General features: G+C 32.0%; 19 protein-coding genes. 9 read left to right on the top strand and 10 right to left on the bottom strand.

The features are described from left to right. Positions 1 to 1,716: an adenine deaminase gene (ade, locus tag ACKI44_RS08835; RefSeq protein WP_407423560.1), complete on the top strand. Its 1,716-nt coding sequence runs from the start codon at positions 1 to 3 to the stop codon at positions 1,714 to 1,716. On the opposite strand, the gene ACKI44_RS08830 is transcribed toward ade, so the two are convergent. Next, entirely contained in the window at positions 1,713 to 2,339 is a 627-nt protein-coding gene (locus tag ACKI44_RS08830; RefSeq protein WP_407423558.1) for a DUF447 domain-containing protein, read from the bottom strand. The genes ade and ACKI44_RS08830 overlap by 4 nt on opposite strands. A 92-nt stretch (positions 2,340 to 2,431) precedes the next feature. Here ACKI44_RS08830 and ACKI44_RS08825 point away from each other — a divergent pair, with 92 nt between their 5' ends. After that, complete coding sequence (locus ACKI44_RS08825) at positions 2,432 to 3,439, top strand: SIS domain-containing protein (RefSeq protein WP_407423556.1); 1,008 nt, start codon at positions 2,432 to 2,434, stop codon at positions 3,437 to 3,439. Positions 3,440 to 3,544: 105 nt separating this feature from the next. On the opposite strand, the gene ACKI44_RS08820 is transcribed toward ACKI44_RS08825, so the two are convergent. Together ACKI44_RS08820 and ACKI44_RS08815 are read right to left on the bottom strand one after the other, a co-directional pair. Continuing rightward, positions 3,545 to 4,675, bottom strand: a complete 1,131-nt coding sequence (locus tag ACKI44_RS08820; RefSeq protein ID WP_407423554.1) for an aldo/keto reductase — start codon at positions 4,673 to 4,675, stop codon at positions 3,545 to 3,547. A gap of 43 nt (positions 4,676 to 4,718) precedes the next feature. Further along, positions 4,719 to 5,558 (bottom strand): aldo/keto reductase, encoded by an 840-nt coding sequence (locus ACKI44_RS08815; protein ID WP_407423552.1) that lies wholly within the window; start codon positions 5,556 to 5,558, stop codon positions 4,719 to 4,721. Between the two features lie 106 nt (positions 5,559 to 5,664). Here ACKI44_RS08815 and ACKI44_RS08810 point away from each other — a divergent pair, with 106 nt between their 5' ends. After that, positions 5,665 to 6,111: a MarR family winged helix-turn-helix transcriptional regulator gene (locus ACKI44_RS08810; RefSeq protein ID WP_407423549.1), complete on the top strand. Its 447-nt coding sequence runs from the start codon at positions 5,665 to 5,667 to the stop codon at positions 6,109 to 6,111. A gap of 50 nt (positions 6,112 to 6,161) precedes the next feature. On the opposite strand, the gene ACKI44_RS08805 is transcribed toward ACKI44_RS08810, so the two are convergent. Further along, on the bottom strand, positions 6,162 to 6,797 hold the full coding sequence (locus tag ACKI44_RS08805; protein ID WP_407423547.1) for an Hsp20/alpha crystallin family protein: 636 nt from the start codon (positions 6,795 to 6,797) through the stop codon (positions 6,162 to 6,164). 75 nt (positions 6,798 to 6,872) lie between these two features. Further along, the gene (locus ACKI44_RS08800) at positions 6,873 to 7,901 is read right to left on the bottom strand and encodes an NOG1 family protein (protein WP_407423545.1); all 1,029 of its coding nucleotides are present in this window, start codon (positions 7,899 to 7,901) and stop codon (positions 6,873 to 6,875) included. Positions 7,902 to 8,245: 344 nt separating this feature from the next. Between ACKI44_RS08800 and ACKI44_RS08795 the strand changes: the two genes are divergently transcribed. From ACKI44_RS08795 to ACKI44_RS08785, 3 genes are all read left to right on the top strand, one after another. Continuing rightward, positions 8,246 to 8,959, top strand: coding sequence for a CPBP family intramembrane glutamic endopeptidase (locus ACKI44_RS08795; RefSeq protein ID WP_407423543.1), 714 nt, complete (start codon positions 8,246 to 8,248; stop codon positions 8,957 to 8,959). A gap of 309 nt (positions 8,960 to 9,268) precedes the next feature. Then, positions 9,269 to 10,033, top strand: coding sequence for a CPBP family intramembrane glutamic endopeptidase (locus ACKI44_RS08790; protein ID WP_407423541.1), 765 nt, complete (start codon positions 9,269 to 9,271; stop codon positions 10,031 to 10,033). 73 nt (positions 10,034 to 10,106) lie between these two features. Then, positions 10,107 to 10,805 carry a type II CAAX prenyl endopeptidase Rce1 family protein gene (locus tag ACKI44_RS08785; RefSeq protein ID WP_407423539.1) on the top strand — a complete coding sequence of 233 codons (699 nt, stop codon included), beginning with the start codon at positions 10,107 to 10,109 and terminating at the stop codon, positions 10,803 to 10,805. A gap of 245 nt (positions 10,806 to 11,050) precedes the next feature. Here ACKI44_RS08785 and ACKI44_RS08780 read toward each other — a convergent pair whose 3' ends face one another. The 4 genes from ACKI44_RS08780 to ACKI44_RS08765 form a co-directional block, all read right to left on the bottom strand. Beyond that, positions 11,051 to 11,776 (bottom strand): CPBP family intramembrane glutamic endopeptidase, encoded by a 726-nt coding sequence (locus ACKI44_RS08780; protein WP_407392503.1) that lies wholly within the window; start codon positions 11,774 to 11,776, stop codon positions 11,051 to 11,053. 428 nt (positions 11,777 to 12,204) lie between these two features. Then, a complete protein-coding gene (pdxT, locus tag ACKI44_RS08775; protein WP_407423537.1) occupies positions 12,205 to 12,792 on the bottom strand; it encodes a pyridoxal 5'-phosphate synthase glutaminase subunit PdxT in 588 nt (195 codons plus the stop codon). A 32-nt stretch (positions 12,793 to 12,824) separates the two neighbouring features. After that, positions 12,825 to 13,709, bottom strand: a complete 885-nt coding sequence (gene pdxS / locus ACKI44_RS08770; RefSeq protein ID WP_407423535.1) for a pyridoxal 5'-phosphate synthase lyase subunit PdxS — start codon at positions 13,707 to 13,709, stop codon at positions 12,825 to 12,827. Positions 13,710 to 14,243: 534 nt separating this feature from the next. Further along, positions 14,244 to 15,260 (bottom strand): 7-cyano-7-deazaguanine synthase, encoded by a 1,017-nt coding sequence (locus tag ACKI44_RS08765; RefSeq protein ID WP_407423533.1) that lies wholly within the window; start codon positions 15,258 to 15,260, stop codon positions 14,244 to 14,246. Positions 15,261 to 15,775: 515 nt separating this feature from the next. Here ACKI44_RS08765 and ACKI44_RS08760 point away from each other — a divergent pair. Genes ACKI44_RS08760 through ACKI44_RS08750 form a run of 3 tightly spaced genes read left to right on the top strand, consistent with a single transcriptional unit; the run spans position 15,776 to position 17,947 of the window. Continuing rightward, positions 15,776 to 16,951, top strand: coding sequence for a GMC family oxidoreductase N-terminal domain-containing protein (locus ACKI44_RS08760; RefSeq protein WP_407423531.1), 1,176 nt, complete (start codon positions 15,776 to 15,778; stop codon positions 16,949 to 16,951). 9 nt (positions 16,952 to 16,960) lie between these two features. Next, positions 16,961 to 17,161 carry a MoaD/ThiS family protein gene (locus tag ACKI44_RS08755; RefSeq protein WP_407423529.1) on the top strand — a complete coding sequence of 67 codons (201 nt, stop codon included), beginning with the start codon at positions 16,961 to 16,963 and terminating at the stop codon, positions 17,159 to 17,161. Then, positions 17,162 to 17,947 (top strand): carbon-nitrogen hydrolase family protein, encoded by a 786-nt coding sequence (locus ACKI44_RS08750; RefSeq protein WP_407423527.1) that lies wholly within the window; start codon positions 17,162 to 17,164, stop codon positions 17,945 to 17,947. Between the two features lie 42 nt (positions 17,948 to 17,989). On the opposite strand, the gene ACKI44_RS08745 is transcribed toward ACKI44_RS08750, so the two are convergent. Then, positions 17,990 to 18,702: DsrE/DsrF/DrsH-like family protein (locus tag ACKI44_RS08745; protein ID WP_407423525.1), on the bottom strand; the 713-nt coding region annotated here is incomplete at its 5' end.

Below are 18,702 nucleotides of genomic sequence, written 5' to 3'. Positions count from 1 at the left end.
ATGTCATTTACATCATATATTTTGGATGTATTAACTAATTCAGTTTATCCTGCCAGAATAACAATTGAAGATGGTGTTTTTAAACAGATTGTTCCTATAATGGACGATGATGGAATTGAAGTCGATGTTGAAGGATTAATGGTTCCAGGATTCATTGATTCACATATTCATATTGAAAGTTCCATGATTACTCCTGCCCAATTTGCAAAAATAGCTGTAAGGCACGGTACTACTTCTGTTGTGTGTGATCCTCATGAAATAGCTAATGTCAGTGGAATTGAAGGAATCGAATTCATGATTGAAAACGCTTCACATGTTCCATTTAATTTTTATTTCTCTGCTCCTTCCTGTGTGCCCGCCACTTCTTTTGAAACTGCTGGTGCAGCTTTGGATGCATCTGAAATTGAATATTTGCTTAAAAAAGATGAAATTGTAGCTCTCGGGGAGATGATGAATTTTCCGGGTGTCATTAACGGTGATGAAGATGTATTGAAGAAACTGGAATTGGCCAGAAAGTACAATAAGCCTATTGACGGTCATGCCCCATTGGTTTCCGGTGAAGAATTGGATAAATACATGGAACAGTATATAGTCACCGACCACGAATGCAGTAATTTTGCTGAAGCTATTGAGAAAAAGCAGAAAGGCATGAAAATTATGGTTCGTGATGGTTCATCTGCTAAAAATATGGAAGCGTTATTTGATTTTTCTGATAGGATTAATTATTTGAAACATCAGGAAAGTTTTGGAATAATACCTACTGAAGTTTTGGAGCGAAGAATTCACTCTCCAATATTCGATTTTATTGTAAGTGATGACAAGCACCCTAACGATTTAATTCACGGACACTTAAACAAGTCAGTTAAAAAGGCTGTTGATTTGGGCATTGACGTAATTAAAGCTATTGAAATGGTAACAATCAATCCTGCTTCCCATTATAATCTTGATGCCGGAGCTATTGTCACTGGTGCAAAGGCAGATTTCGTAATCATTGACAACATCATTGATTTTAATATTTTAAAAACATATATTGCAGGAGAATGTGTTTTCGATGGAGAAAACGTTTTATTTGATGCTCCTGAAGTCACAACCCAAAACAGAATAGATGCCGATAAAAAGACTCCGGAAGACTTTGACGTATTGTTTGATGGGGATGAATGTGAAGTAAATGTCATCAAATGTTTAAAAGATGATTTAATTACTGAAAAAGCCACTGCAAGGCTGATGTGTAAAGAGGGTAAAGTAATCCCTGATATTTATGAAGACATTTTGAAAATTTCCGTCGTTGAAAGATACGGCAATAATAACATGGCCAATGCATTCATTAAAGGATTCGGCCTTAAAAAAGGTGCCATTGCTTCTTCTGTTGCTCACGATTCTCATAACATAATTGTTGTGGGATATGATTCCGAAGAAATGGCTGAAGCAGTTAATACTGTCATTGAAAATAAAGGCGGTATTGCAGTTGTAAGTGAGGACTTCAGCGACTCTCTATCTCTTCCTATTGCGGGATTGATGTCTAATGAAGATGCTTATGCTGTAGCTCATAAATTAGATATTTTACATAAGATGACTGCTGCTTTAGGTTGTGAGCTTGACTCTCCATTTATGACGATGGCATTTATGGCTCTTTTAGTTATTCCGTCCATAAAAATATCTGATATGGGTCTTTTTGATGGGGATAACTTTGAATTTATTGATGTAATTAAAGGTTAGATTTCATAACCTTTTTCTTTCAATTTATTTTTAATCGCATCCATTGCCTTTTTGTCCTCGGGGGATCCGACTTTTTTCACGACCCTGTATGATTCCTTAAATGAGTCAAGATAGAATTTTCTTTTTTCATCATTAACAATGTCAAACCTTGAAAAATTGGCCAGACTTTCTATAACACAGCTGAAAGCCCTGTTGTAAACTTTAGTCTCTTTATTAATTATCAGTTCACAAACGTCTGCCTTAATAACATTGGCTTCGGATTTCTTTTTAATCGGATCGCTTTGCTTGACCGCTTCTTTAATATCTGTGACTTTGCATTTAAAATAGCAGTCGACGTTTTTTATGGATAAATCTTTGTTGAAATCATCTGTCTGGAGATTATCAAGAAGAGACCAGGTAAAAAATTCCGGATTCTGTGTAATGTTTACAACAAATTCCTTTTGTGAAATAATATTTTCCAATGTCGTGCTTCCTTTAAAAATACGGCACATCACCTTATCCTTTCCCCTGCAAAGGATACCTATAGGTGCGGCATTAACTTCACCGTCACAATTGACTGTACTAATAATTGTTTCATATTGCTGGCCTTTAAACATACCAATTTTTGTTAAATCAATCTCCATTATTAATAAATTATACTTCTTTTATAAAAAAACTTTTTATATTTTAAAAAAGAAAGTATATATATTATATAAAAATTAAAGGAGTTTTTTTCATGAACTATAAAATGTATGATGAAATGATGGAACAACCGGATTCACTTAGAAAAACCTTTGAAAGTGAATTGTCCACTATGGATGAAGTTTCACAATTAGTTAAAAATGCAGATAAAGTTTATTTAATCGGTTGTGGTAGTTCAATATCAACCTGTTACAGTGTTAGAGACGCACTTAGAATGTCTACTACAATGAATATCGAAGTATTTTCAGGTTATGAGTTTTATTATAATAAGTTTTTACAAAAAGGAGAAAATTCAATAGCAATTTTCACATCCCAGTCTGGAGAAACTGCTGATACATTATCTTCTCTCAGACGTGCTAATGAATATGGTATTCACACCGTATCAATTTCTAATGAACCAGATAGTTCTATGATTAAAGAAGCTAAAACTCCAATTACCACTCGGTGTGAAACTGAAACTGCTATTTTAGGTACAAAAACTTATGTAACTCAAATCGCTTGTCTTTATCAGATTTTATTTTCAGCATCAGATTATGAAAATAAAGATGAATTATTAGCTCAATTAAAAGAAATTCCAGATATTATTGAAGATTTGCTCAAAACAACTGAAGAAGATGGTAAAAAATTAGCTGAGCAATATAAGGATGAAGACATATTCTACTGTTTGGGAAGCGGACCTAATTTCGGTCTTTCATTTAAAGTGGCTATGACAATGCTTATGGAAGGAGCAATCAAACATGCATGTCCTTTATATTCCGCTGAATTCAGACACGGATTAATTGAACGTGCAGAAAAGGATGTTCCTATGATTATCTTTGATTGTGATTTCGAATCTGATGAAATTACAAGAAAAGCTATTGATTTTTCAAATAATCTTGAAGCAAAAGTTATTCTTTATGAATTAAAAGACTATGCTGATGTAGATAAGTTATTATCTCCGTTAATCTTTGTAGTTCCTCTTGAATGGTTTGTCTATTACTTGGCACATTTCAATGGTGAAGATCCTGGTGCTACAAGACACATCGGTAAAGTAAGATACTAATTTTAAAAAAAACAGTAGAAAAATATTCTACTGTTATTATTAATTTATTTTAGCCCTTATTGATGGGCGATGGATTCACTTTTCATCACCAAAATGGAATTCTTGTTAGAATCCGTAATTTTCAGTTTCAAATGTTTTTGCAACATCTTTTAAAACTTCTGGAATATTGATTTTCTGTGGACATTCCTCTATACATGATTCACATTCTATGCAGTCAGAAGCTATTCCCACATCCGGAAGTTTGGTATAATTCAAATAAGCATTTCCCGGTTGTGTCCAGTCGTCACGGCCAAGAATTTTATGTTTATTGTATAAATCAAAGATTTTTGCAATATCAATTTCTTCAGGGCATGTGTCAACGCAATATCTGCATTTGGTACAGTCGACGGTGATATTGCTGTTAATGATTTCAGAAACCTCTTCAAGAATCTTTAATTCCTCATCATTTAAAGGATCGGCATTTTTAATTTCATCGATATTATTTTGAAGCTGCTCCAGATTGCTTGCACCGGTTAATACAACACATGCATCCAAATTAGCTACAAATCTCATTGCCCAAGAAACAATAGACCTGTCAGGATTATACTCCTTCATGATTTTTTCTGCTTCTTTAGGAACGTCTGCTAAAAATCCGCCTTTATAAGGTTCCATAATCATTACGGGTTTTTCATATTTTTTTGCAACTTCTAAACATTTTCTTGATTCGATTCCTTCATCTTCCCAGTCCAGATAATTAATCTGCAACAATACAAATTCAATTTCCGGATGGTCAAAAAGAAGTTCCTCTAGAAATTCGGCATTTCCGTGAGTGGACAAACCAATGTGCTTGATGTATCCTTCTTCTTTTTTCTTTTGTATGAATGAATATAAATCAACATTTTTCCATGCCGTTTCAGTATATCCGCTTACATTATGGAGCATATAATAATCAAAGTAATCTACGCCACAATTTTTAAGCTGTTCTTCAAATATAGGTTCTAATTGGGATTCTTCTGAAATGATAAATAATGGCATTTTTGTTGCAATTTTAAATGAATCTCTAGGATATCTTTCAACAACTGATTTTTTAAATGCGATTTCGCCCATACCTTCATGATAGATGTATGCAGTATCAAAGTGGTTGTATCCCGCATCCATATATGTGTCTACCATCTTATTGACCTGATCATAGTCAATGCTTGTAAAATCATTTTCATCCAAAAGAGGAAGCCTCATCATTCCCATTCCTAACTTCATAATTTCACCTTAATTATGTATTTGTCCCAATTATTATTATAAGTTAAGCTATTGAGCTTATGACAAATTTGATGAATTCCGGATTGTCAACTTCTACGATTGGAACGCCGGTTTCCAATTCTTTGATTTTTTCCATGTCATCATCGGATAATTCAAAATCAAATAAATCTGCATTTTCAATCATTCTTGATTCTTTAGTTGATTTTGGGAAAACTACAATGTCTCTTTGAATCAGCCATCTTAAGATTACCTGTGCTACGGATTTATCGTATTTTGCACCGATTTCTGATAGGAGTGGGTTGTTAAATATGTCGTCTTTTCCTTCTGCAAGCGGTCCCCATGCTTCAACTACTGCGTCGAATTCCTTGTGGAAGTCTTCGGTTCCTTCCTGCTGGTAAAATGGATTTACTTCAATCTGGTTTACCATTGGTGGGATTTCAGCATGTAATGCTAAATCTGTGAAACGTCCCTGTGTGAAGTTACATACACCGATTGCTTTGATTTTACCTTCTTTATATAGGTCTTCTACTGCTCTCCAGGTTGAGTAAACGTCTCCAATACATTGGTGGAGCAAGTATAAATCCACATAATCGGTTTGTAATTTATCTAAAGAGTCTTGGAATGCTTTTTTTGTTTCTTCATAGCCGTATGATGAAACCCATACTTTTGTGGTGAGGAAGAGTTCCTCTCTTGCAATTCTGCTTTCTTTAATTGCTTCCCCGATTTCTGCTTCATTGAAGTATGCTTGTGCAGTATCGAAATGTCTGTAGCCTACTTCAATAGCTTTTTTTACAACATCTTTTGTTTCTTCTGGAGGTATTTGGAAAACTCCAAATCCTAATTGTGGTATTTCAACACCATTTGATAATGTTTTGTATTCCATGATTTTCACCTAATATATGATATCTTTAACTTGATATTTAAATGTTTCCTAAGGAAACATTTTCTTAATGAAACATATTTATATTATTAAATACAAAAGAATAATCATGAGTTTATCTAATCAGTTTAAAAAAGAAAATAGTGAAAATATCTTGATATACCATTATGTGGAAGAAATGGTGGCAGATTTTAGTGAATACAGTCTTGAAAATTACAAAGACGATGATATTAACATAGCAGAATTGCCTTTCTTATTGAGGATAAGGTGCATTGAAAAAAGTACTCAAAAGGATTTGGTAGAATTATTCCATGTAAGCAATGGATATGCATCAAAAATACTTAGAAAATTTGAGGATAAAGGGTTAATTTCAAGAATCGAAGATCCACAAAACCGCAGAAGAAAAATAGTCAAATTAACTGATAAAGGTATTAAAAAAACAGAGGGGATATTGGCACACATTAACGGCTGGGAAGATATGCATAGCGATAATATGGATCCCGATGAAATGAAAACCTTGAAAAAACTTTTATTTAAATTTTTAAGTGGTGAATAAAAATAAAAAATAGTTCTACTCTAAATGATTAGAGTAGATTAAGTCAACGTCTATTCTACAGTTACTTTATGTTTTGGTATAATTAATTTTGGAATGGTAATTAATATTATACCGGTTTTATATTTTGCTGTAATCTTTTCTACTTCGATGCTGTTTTCGAATCTGACAGTTTTGGAGCATTTTCCTACTGTTAATTCAGATGCGATTACTTTTGCTTCAGCAACATCTTCTGATTCTTCATCATCATCAGCTTTTAATATTCCAGCATCTTTTAATTCTTCAACGAATGGTTTGAATGTAGCGGTAATCACAATGTCATTGTCGCCTGCTTCAATTTCAACTTCATCCTTATCAAGACCAGGAACTGCAACTTTTAAGTAGTAGATATCGTCTGATTCGATTAAGTCAACTGCCAAATTACTTATGGTAGCATTTTTGTATTCGTTGATTTTATCATCAGCATATTTTTGCATGTTTTTAAGGCTGTCTTTAAATTCATCAATAGTGGTATTTAAATCGTTGACAAATTTTTCAGAGTAAACTTTACCTTTTTCCTTTTTTTCATCGAATTTTTCTTTTTTCTCGTTGTATTTTGAATCAACTTTTTCTCCGACTTTTTCTTTTTTTTCATCGAATCTTTCTTTTCTTTCGTTCATTTTTTCTTCAAGAACATCTTTTTCTACCATGGTTTTCACCTCTTTTTCATTAATTTCCTATATGTTTGATTATAGATTAGCAATACAATATATATAAACTTATCTTTAATAATAGTCTAATTCTTCCTCATCAACTTCGGGAGTTCTGTCTATTTTTTCAACGGTATCGATAATTTCATTGATTTTATCTATTCCATCACCATCAAGGGCTGAAATAAATAATGTATTTTCCGGATTGTCCACAAACTGATTAATGTATTCTTCATCCTGTTCAATATCCATTTTATTGAATAGGTAAATTATCGGTATTTCGCTAAATATTTTTTCAATCTGTTTTAATAGATTGTATTGGCTGTCCAAATGGAATCCACAGGTTTCAGATCCGTCAAATATGAATAATATTGCATCTGCCAAATGTTCCAAAGCAACAATCGCATTCATTTCAATATCATTCATTTCCAGAACTGGTCTGTCAAGCAATCCTGGGGTGTCAATGAATTGAATGCTTTTCCAGTGTCTTTCCGTGTGTCCTATTTGAATTCCTTTTGTTGTAAATGGGTAATTGGCCACCTGCGGGTCAGCACCGCTTAGCTGTTTTAAAAGTGTGGATTTTCCCACATTCGGAAATCCTGCAATCACTATTGTTGTTGCATCAAAGTCAATTGTAGGCATGTTCCTTAAACTGGCTTTTGCAAAATCCAAAAAGTCCAAATCCTTTTCAATTTTATTTATAACAGACGCAATTCTTCCATATGCTTCTCTTTGAATTGCACTTGCTCTTTCAGAAGGATTTCTTTTAATTTTATTTGAATATTCCCTTTCCAATTGGGCAAGAATACCATATGCCCAGTTAAGTGCACCCAATGCCTGTTTCATTGAATCCACTCCAACCGTAATGTCTATATAATCTTGATAAAATGGATGTAACTTTTCAATTTCTGGAACTGCATCAATAATTGATTTCAATTTATCTTTCATTACCTGGCATGCAGTAACAACTCTTCTTTCTTCTAATTTTTTACCTTTTAAATGTTTAGGGATTTTTTGTGTCCTGAGTAAATCTGCAGCTTTCTTTCCTCTGCTGAATCCCTTATCCAATATTTCATCTGGGGTAGGTATTGTCGGTATCATCATTTTATATCACTTTAAATATCAATTAATTATTTTCTCTCAACATTCTTATAATATAGTTTGGAATTGGTTGGTTAATTAAATTTGCGGATAATGTTGTGATATTTCAGTTAGTTTTTATTTTATATAATAAAAAATATGAAATGTTTACTATGGGAATTACTGATTATATTAAAACTAGATTGTTATATGAAAACTCATGTGATATGTGTATCACTTTCTCTTTATAAAATCTTAGAAACTCATGATAATTAAATATTTTTTCTTACTTGCTTCACCACTATTTTTCCGTTACAACATTTCCTTAAATTTAAATATATATATAATTATGAATAGAATAATTTATAATGGAAAAGGATTATTTCAGATTTGAAGATAAGGAGTATGATATCCCATTTTACAATGGAAATCCTAATATTGGTTCCTCAAAAATAATTGTATTATTTTTTGGGCTTTGTTTAACATTCTGCATACCTTTCATTGAATTTGGAGACATGGAACTTCTAAAAGCAATATTATCATGTTTTATACCTTTAATTGCAGTATGGTATTCTTTAGATGGCAACTTATCAGAGATTTTCAGAAAACCTGAAAAAAAGGATATGAAAATTATAATCCTTGGTTTGATAAGCGTTTTTTTGGTAATGTATATAACCACGTTAATTTCAAAAGTATTTGGAATTCCTTCACAGTCACATAAACCATATGTGGGTGCACCAATGATAACTATCTTATCCACTATTATACAACTTGTTGGCGAAGAATTATTCAAATTCATAGGGATTGTATTGCCGATGATTTTTACATATAAATATATCGGCCGTAAAGGTGCGATAATAGTGGGAATTATTGTTTCACAGTTGATATTTGCACTAGCGCACATATCCGCATATGGATTCAATATTGCAGATTTAATATTGACAATAGGTATCGGTTCTATTGTATTTCCATTAATTTATGTAAAAACAAAGAATATCGCTATATCTTATTTGGTGCATTTAATTTGGGATTTTATAGGTATTCTGCCAGTAATTTTTGGCATAGCAACACTACTATTTTAAATTAAATCAAACTTGCAAAATATTCATCTAAATAATACAACAGCTTAAAAAGGTAAAAAATATCCTGTTAAAGTGACTTACATTAAAGACACAATAAAAGCAACATTTAAAGTAAAATAAGATATACTTCATGTTGAAAAAATGATAATAAATCTAGGAGTTTTTCTAATCCAATTTATATTAAAAATATATGGATGATAAAATATGTCAATGAAAAATAAAATATCGGACTATATAACGTTTCCAACAACTTTTGAGAACTATGCATGGTACAAACCGTTAATTGTTATAATAATAACGTTTTTTATAATGCTCATTTTTGGAGGAGCAATAATAGCCGTTACTTATCTGGTAGGTGGCGTTGATTTAGCTAGAACTGTCATGTCTGGAACATATGAAGGATTAAACTCTGCTCTGCCTATAATTATCTCAGATTTTATTTTAATCATGATTATTCCTTCATTTTATCTTGCATCAAAAATTGTTAATGACAGACCATTTTCATCCTACTCCTCTTCACGCGGAGGATGGAACTTCAAACTCTATTTCAAGGCATTAATAATACCGTTAATAATGTACATAGTATATCAGGGCATAGATTCTGCTCTTACTGGAGCAAAAGGAACATCTCAAATCTCAATAATGTTCTTGATAGCTATTTGCATCTTCGTGCCTCTCCAATCAATTGCAGAGGAATTCATGTTTCGAGGATTTCTTTTGCAGACATTTGGATCATGGTTTAAAATACCTCTTTTAGCGATTGTCATTCAGGCAATAATATTTGCCCTATTCCACGGATATAACAGTTTCGGACTCTTTGAAGTACTAGTTACGGGTCTTATCTACGGATTTTTCGCTTGGAAAACAAACGGTATTGAAGTAAGTTCTGCCATACATACCGCAAATAATTTCACTGTTGGTTTATTCATCATGCTTGGACTCCACGCATCAACATCCACTCCGCAATTAGGGAGTGTTGCGGGAACAATTATTTTTGAAATAATGCTATGTATTGTACTGTATTTGGTGGGCAAGAAAACAAATTGGTTCGGAGAAATACCTGAAACCTCTTAGAATCCATTAGATTATTAATAATAAATAACATGAACTTATACAAATGGCTAATAATTAAAACAAAGTTGATAATATGACTGTAATAGATAGATTTAAATTTGAAGATGAAGGTTATGATTTCCCGTTTTATAATAAAAATCCATATATTCCCAAATGGGGATGGGTTGTCTTATTTGTTGCATTCATCGTTGGAACCGTTTTAGCAGTAATTACACAAAAGCTTCCTTTTATAATATTAGGCTGCATAGTGTTTATTGTACCTGTTTTATATTTTTTAAAATGGGATTATAAAGCAATATTCAGGATGCCGTCCCGTAAAGATTTTGTCCTTATAGTGGCTCTTTTTGTCGGATATATTGTATATGGAATGGTAATGGAGATGATATTGAAGCAATTTGGAATAGTCAGCCCCGGAACTATGGGTTCAGAATCAGTAACAATCATGACATTAGTTACATCAATATTTTCATTGATGGGCGAGGAATTCCTTAAGTTCATTCCATTCATATTTTTCTTAAGAGTGCTTTATAAATTCTCAAATAACCGTAAATTGTCTGTGATTATTTCCGTTGCTATAATAATGGTGATGTTTGCCTGTTTCCATGCATATAATCCTACCATGTTAATATTTGCACTTTTCGTACAGGGTTTTGGTTCAATATTTGAGTTTTATGGATATATTAAAACCAAAAACATACTTGTTCCGTACCTTACTCACTTATTAACGGATGAAATTATTTTCATCATTGCATTACTTGGAATTCCATTATGAACTACCTCCAGCTTTACAGCTCGAAGATTTTTATAATAATTTGCGATTCATCCCCAACTTAAGAAGTTGAGGTATTCTCGCTAAATTTATGATAAAAATTTTCAGAGGATTTAAAAAGAGGATGTGGTGCAAAATTTTAAATTGATTCTCTATTTTTCATGATTATTTTGTCATGTGCTCTTTTTAAGTTGTATCCGGTTAAATATCTCCTTAAAAAGAAAAAAAGATTATTCATAATTGAATAATCATACGTTTTGAGTGTTTTCTGGGATTTCACCAAACCAATTGAATTTTTTATCCAATGCAAAAACAATTATGATTGGGATTACCAGGAAAACTAAATTCATCACAAAATCAATTGCACTGTTTGGTGATACTGTCTGCTGAAGACCTATTCCCAATGCAAGAAATGAAAACGTATTATTTACCGCATGCATTGCTGATGCTGATTCAAGACCTTGACCATACCAGGTTATCAAACCATATAAAAGTCCTACGCAAAATACTCCTATGGCTGCTAGTATCGCGTAATTATGCACTATGGAGAATATTGCTGCCTGAAGGACGATTGCCACAATAGGTATTTTAAACCATGATCCGAAGGTTTGCATCAGTAGTCCACGGCACAGGTATTCTTCCGCAAAACCCTGAAAGATTGGCAAAATTAAACACAATATGAGAACTGCAATTGAAGTATTGGTTATGCTTGGCATTCCTGAAGCTAAAAGAGGTATTAGTTGTAATGCTCCATAAACAATTAAAGTTATAATATATACTTTAATGTAAATACTCCAATTCCATTTCCTGACAGGTGCTATCTGTGTGGAAAACGGAATTTTATAGACCAATTTAAATCCAATATAAATGCCTGGAATCAACGCAATCATAGTAGTTGCTGAAACAATAACTTTTTCTATTCCACCTGCATTAGGGTTTGCTCCCGTAATTTTAAATACTGCAATTGATATCACTATAGCAATTATTGCTGCTATAATTATTATTAAAAAAGGTTTATACCACGCATATGTTTCCAGAGTTGTTGGGAATGTTGTAAATTCTTTTTCTTCATTTTTTTCAAACAGTTTTGATAAGTTCATAAAATTCTCCCTTGATTTAAAATTTTATTACTGGTAAGTGAGAACAAATCATAAGTAATTGATATTTCAGACGTTACCATCATTTATATCACTTTAAATTATCAGTTTTTCTCTCAACCTTTCTATACTATAGTTTAGATTTGGCAGGTTAATTAAATTTGTGGATAAGGTTGTGATATTTCAGTTGATATATATTTGTTTTATATAATGAATATAATAAATTGGTTGGGAGATGATTGACATAGGAATTACTGATTATATTAAAACTAGATTGTTATATGAAAACTAATGTGATAGTTGTGTTACTTTCTCTCTGCAATTATTTTTTTTAAGAAATACTCGTGTATTAATGTATCTTCTGTTAATTCGGGATGGAAGGATAATGCAATGTTGTCTTTCTGTTGTATAGCGATTATTTTTCCATCAAATTCTGATAGAACTTGGATGTCATCTTTGGTTTTATCATATGATTCGATTGCTGGTGCTCTTATGAATACTCCGGGGTAGTTTTGGTTTAATATTTCTATTGGTGCTTCAAATGAGTCTTTTTGTCTTCCGTATGCATTTCTTTTAACTGTAATGTCCATCAATCCCAGTAATGGTTGGTTGAAGTCTGTTTTTTTAGCTAAAAGTACCATTCCTGCACAGGTTCCTAATACTGGAATGTTCTTGTCTTTGATTACATTGTCGATTCCTCTTCTTGCGATGAGTTTGCCTATTACTGTGCTTTCTCCACCTGAGATAATTATTCCATCACATGTTTTGACATCTTCAGCATATCTTACACTTTCAACTTCAATTTCCGCACTTATCTTCGCAGATGCTTTTTTTGTCATCTCATAGTGTTCTGATACTGCACCTTGCAGGTTTAGGATTCCTATTTTTATCATTTAAACACCAATGTTTTTTGTGAGGAATATTTTTATATTCCTCGATCTTGCATTCTGTCTGCTTGTGTCAATGTTGACATTTCTATGCCCTTCATGGCCTGACCTAATCCTTTGGACACTTCTGCCAATATTTCAGGTTTGTCATAGTTTGCAGTTGCTTCAACTATTGCTTTTGCGAATGCTTCTGGATTATTTGACTTGAATATTCCGGAACCCACGAATATTCCGTCTGATCCTAGCTGCATCATTAATGATGCGTCTGCAGGGGTTGCAATTCCTCCAGCTGCAAAGTTCACTACCGGTAATTTTCCAAGTTCTGCGGTTTGTTTTACTAATTCTATTGGTGCTTCGATGTTTCTTGCGTATTTCCAAAGTTCTTCTTCTTCCATTCCTTGGATTGTTCTGATTTCTCCCATTACCATTCTCATGTGGCGTACTGCCTCTACGATGTTTCCTGTACCTGGTTCTCCTTTGGTACGTATCATTGCTGCTCCTTCATCGATTCTTCTCAATGCTTCACCGAGGTTACGTGCTCCGCATACGAATGGAATTGTGAATTCTTTTTTGTTAATATGGTATTCTTCGTCAGCAGGTGTTAGCACTTCACTTTCATCAATCATGTCAACGCCTAGTGTTTCTAGGATTTGTGCTTCTGCAATGTGGCCTATTCTTGCTTTTGCCATTACTGGAATAGATACTGCGTCAACCACTTCCTCCACGATAGTGGGGTCTGCCATTCTTGCCACGCCACCTGCTGCTCTGATGTCTGCAGGTACTTTTTCAAGAGCCATTACAGCTACTGCACCGGCTTCTTCTGCTATCTTTGCTTGTTCTGCATTCACTACATCCATTATTACTCCGCCTTTTGTCATTTTTGCGAAGCCTTCTTTTAATACACTGGTTCCTTTATCTACCATATAAATTTTCTCCATTAAAATTTGAAATATAATAATAGCCATATTATATAACAATAGTTATATATTTTTTTTGGACATATAAATTTTACTATATTAAAAATAATTAAATTGTTAACAGCTTTAGTAAAAATAGCTATTTAAAAAAGTAAATTAATCTTAATTAAAATAATTTGGAGAGGATTTTATGAAAACTCATATGGCAGTTACATTATTCGACTCTCTTTTACTGCTTTTTTAGAACTCATGATATATTTAATATTAATTTGTCTTCACCAGTAATTTTTACGTTTCCATAAATTTTATTACTTATTTTATATAAAAAATATAATAAATAATATAATAAAATAATATGTGGAAATGATTGATATGGGAATTGCTGATTACATTAAAACTAGATTATTATATGAAAACTCATGTGATATTTTTACTACTTTCTCTCCACACTAACTGATAAAATTTAATGTTGTTGATTAATTGTAATTAATTTAAATTTTAAATTATTGGAAACAATATTGCATGGAATGATAAGTGAAATTAGTCACTTATATTTCTTCTTAGTTTTGGCAGTATTTCCATAAAATTAAATAATGCATCATCATAATTTTTAAATCCTCGTCCGATTATTAATCCATCTTCAAAAATAGTAGTTTTTTCGCTATCTATTCTATCTTCGAGGTCAATAAATTTTTCATTTTCAAATTGTTTTTTGGTATTTTCAATGTTTATTGTAAATGGTAGTTTGTATTTAAATGATCCGTTGTCATATTCTATGGCTATGTATTCATCATCATCGATTGGTGATAAATTTAAAGCAACTTTCTTAAAACCTTTTTGTTTTAATTTGTTGTTAATTAGTTTAAATCTATCCTCTTTTATTATTTCATTAATGTTGTCTACTTCACATATACCAAATTTTTCCAAATCTCTAACTTTAACAATTTCACAGTTAGTGTTATTGTAGATATAGTCTTCACAGTCACGAATTCTTTTAATTTTTTCTTCAGTGGTTTTTGTATTGGTTGGAATTCTTGTTGCAAGGCAAGTGGTTGATCTAGAATATGGAATATCATTTTTATTTAAATACTCATGAATTTCTTTGGAGGTTAATTTCGCTTCAATAAACGGAGTATTGAATCCTTTTTTATAAGTTACAAGAATTCCTGGTCTGTCAATAACCAAATCACTAATGTTATTGCCATCACATATAAAATCAAACCCTTCTTTTTGGGCAAGTTTTTCAATTTCACTGTACATTAAATTACGGCAGTTATAGCATCTTTTTGAATCGTTTGATAAAAAATATTCTTTTTTATAAAAATCAATGTCAATTATTTTATGTTTGATTCCAAAAGATTTAGATAGCTTTTGAGTATTTTCAACAAAACCAGTTGGCAACAGATGGTTATCAATAGTAATGGCCAGTGTATCTTTTGCAACCTTTGATGATAAGTAAGCTATTAGTGTTGAATCAGCACCTCCTGAAAAACCTATAGCCACTTTCTTATCTTTTAAAATTTCTTTCACGATTTCTATTTTCTCTTCTAAATTCATTCTATCACATGTATCTTAATTTTAAATTTAAAGAGCATCAAATGATGCTCTTTTTATTAACGAGCTTTAAGAATTGATTAATAGTTAGATATTAAGGAGTTATTGCTCGTTAATGATGTGTTTCTCTTAATGGTTAGAGATTTTATGAAACCACTTGCTTAAAAATTTATTTTTATTCTTAAGACTTTTATACACGCCCGAGAACATGGAAAAAATAGAATCCCTTCGAAATTAAACTATATAACAATAGTTATTTTTTTCCATAAAGTTAGTAATGTAAATTATTGTATAAATATTTTTTGAATTTTTTTCACAGTCCAACAGAAAATATTTAAACATTAAACAATAATATAACAATTGTTAATTATTTTGGAGGAATAAAAATTTTTGATGTTATTGTAATAGGAACTGGTGCTGGAGGAGCAACAGTCGCTAAAGATTTATCTTTAAACGGACGTAATGTCCTCATATTAGATAAAGGGCGAAAACAAAGTGATGGAAACTATGTTAAATACATGAAAAATAAAGAAATTCATCTGAAAAATAACCTTTCAAATGAGGATAAACAAAAATATGAATTCTTAACATGGCCATTAACTTTAACCAATATTGAAGAAGTCGGAGGAACAACAACTTCCTCAATTGGAAATGCATGTTTTTCATGCAGCGGGTGTTATACAAACTCAATAATGCAACAGTTTGAAGATAAAAATTTAGATATTTTTGAAGAACTCTTAGAAGCCAGTGGGGAACTAAATGTTACATATTTCCCCAAAAAATCATGGGGACATGCAACAAAGCTGATTGCTGAAGCAGGAAACAATTTAGGATATGTCGTAGAACCAATGCCAAAGTTCATCAACTTTGAAAAATGCAGATTTTGCGGAAAATGCGTAAACGGATGCATGTTTGATGCAAAATGGGATGCGACATACTTCATCAAAGAAGCTCAGGAATATGGAGCTAAATTGATAACAGGATTAAATGTGATTGAAATACTACATGAAAAGGGTCAGGTAGCAGGTGTTGTTGGAATAAATGAAAACAATGAAAAGCAAATATTTAAAGCAAAGAAAGTTGTCGTAGCTGCTGGAGCATTGAACACTCCAATAATATTAAAAAATTCACGAATAAAAAATGTCGGAGGGCATATATTCTTTGATATATTCACAACAATTGGAGGATATCTAAAAGATGCAAATTTAAAAAATGAACTGATGATGGGTATTAAAGCCGAATTCGGACCATATTTTTTATCACCACATTATTCAATGCAATTGCTCCCATTGATGAAAGAAAAAGGCATAAAAGCTAGAGAAAGTGATGTCATTGGAATTATGCTTAAATTTGCAGACACATGTATCGGAACAATAGATAATAATGGAAACATTGAAAAGACACTAACTAAAGTCGATGCTGATTTAATCAAAGAAGGGTATGAGAAAGCTGTTAAAATACTTCTAAAATTGGGTGTTGATGAAGGATCTATTGTTGCAACTTCTCTTAAAGGAGCACATCCCGGGGGAACTGCCGCAGTAGGTGAAGTTGTAGACAATAATTTCGAAACCGAAATCAAAGGATTATACGTTTCTGATGCCAGTGTAATACCTGAAGCTCCTGGAAGGCCTCCGATTTTAACAATAGTTGCAATAGCCAAAAAAGTAGCAAAGATTGTAAATAACAATATTTAAGGTGATAATGTGGAATTTAAATTAAAATTTAAAGATATTGATGAGATAAGGCAATTAAAAGAAAATTATACAATAAAAAACCTGTTGGATGAATTGAACCAGTCTAGCCAAACGATTGTTGCTAAGCAAAACGGCGAGTTGGCAATTGAAGATAGCCTAATCAATGATGGTGATGAAATAAATTTGATTCAGATAATCTATGGAGGATAAATGAAAATAGCTTTGGCCCAAATGAAAATATCTGAAGATATTGATGAAAATTTGAAAAAAACAATTAATTCGATTAGGGTTGCTAGTGAAAACAAAGTGGATTTAATTCTGTTTCCAGAAATACATTTAACTCCATTTTTTCCCCAATACGAAAATATTGATGTAGAAAATTATTTAATAACACAAGATTCACATTACATTAAAAGAATCCAAGAAGCTTGTTTTAAATATGATATTTTTGCTGCCCCTAATCTATATGTCTTAGAAAATAATAATTCATATGACATGTCTTTTTTAATTGATAACCATGGAAATATAATAGGTAAACAAAAGATGGTTCATATTAAACAAGCTGAAAAATTCTTTGAGGAAAGCTATTATGACCCATCTGATGAGGGGTTCAATGTATTTGAAACCAAGTTTGGAAAGATTGGCATTGCAATCTGCTTTGACAGACATTTTCCTGAAAGTATCCGAACATTAACACTTAAAGGCGCTCAATTAATATTAATACCTGCTGCAAATACTGCAAACGAACCTGAAGAGTTATTTAAATGGGAAATTAAAGTCCAATCATTTCAAAATAATGTAATAATTGCAATGTGCAATCGTGTAGGCATTGAAGATGAAATGGAATTTAATGGCCAATCCATTGTTTGTGATGTCAATGGAGATTCACTAGCTGTTGCAAGTGATGATGAAGAAATACTTTATGCGAATGTTGATTTGGACAAATCAAATAATAAAAATTATATTCCATTCATTAGAAAAGAAATGTATGATTAATTTAAAGACAATTGGATATCCTACGAGATTTTATACATTGCTTTAAATAAATAAACTCATATCACTTTTTTCACCAGAGCCTATGAAGGTTGCAACCCCTCCCAGCTCAACCCCATCGATTAACTCTTCTTGGTGTATTCCCATGATATCCATTGACATTTGACATGCTACAATACGAACTCCATGGCTTTTTGCACTTTCTATTAACTCTTCAAGTGACAATATTCCTTTTTGATCCATAATTGAGCGTATCATTTTTGGACCAAATCCTGCCATGTTCATTCGAGACAACCCTAATTTTTTAGTCCCTCGGGGCATCATAAACCCGAATGCTTTTTCAATCAACGTTTTTTTAACACTTACTTTCTCAGGTTTTCTCAATATATTCAACCCCCAGAATGTGAAAAACATTGTCACGTTTCTTCCCATTGATGCTGCTCCATTTGCAATAATAAATGCAGCTATTGTTTTATCCAAATCTCCACTAAACACTACAAATGTTTTATCATCATCCTTTTGAATTTCGGGTAGATTTTGTTTTATGATAGTTGCTTTTATAATGTTATCTTCAATAATCAGGGATTCTAATTTATTTCCAGTTCTTTCACACCATATTTTAATGTCTGATGCAAATGCGTCTTCATCCGATTCAACATATATTTTCTGACCGTTTTGAATTTCATTAATTGTATCAGCAATTTTAATTATTGGTCCTGGACACATTTGGCCTTTTACATCAAGTTCAATAGCTTTTA

It is taken from the genome of Methanobrevibacter sp., from assembly GCF_045646205.1.
GTDB lineage: Archaea > Methanobacteriota > Methanobacteria > Methanobacteriales > Methanobacteriaceae > Methanocatella.
Note: the sequence above shows the minus strand (reverse complement) of the source record. Positions and strands in the feature narration are given on the sequence as shown.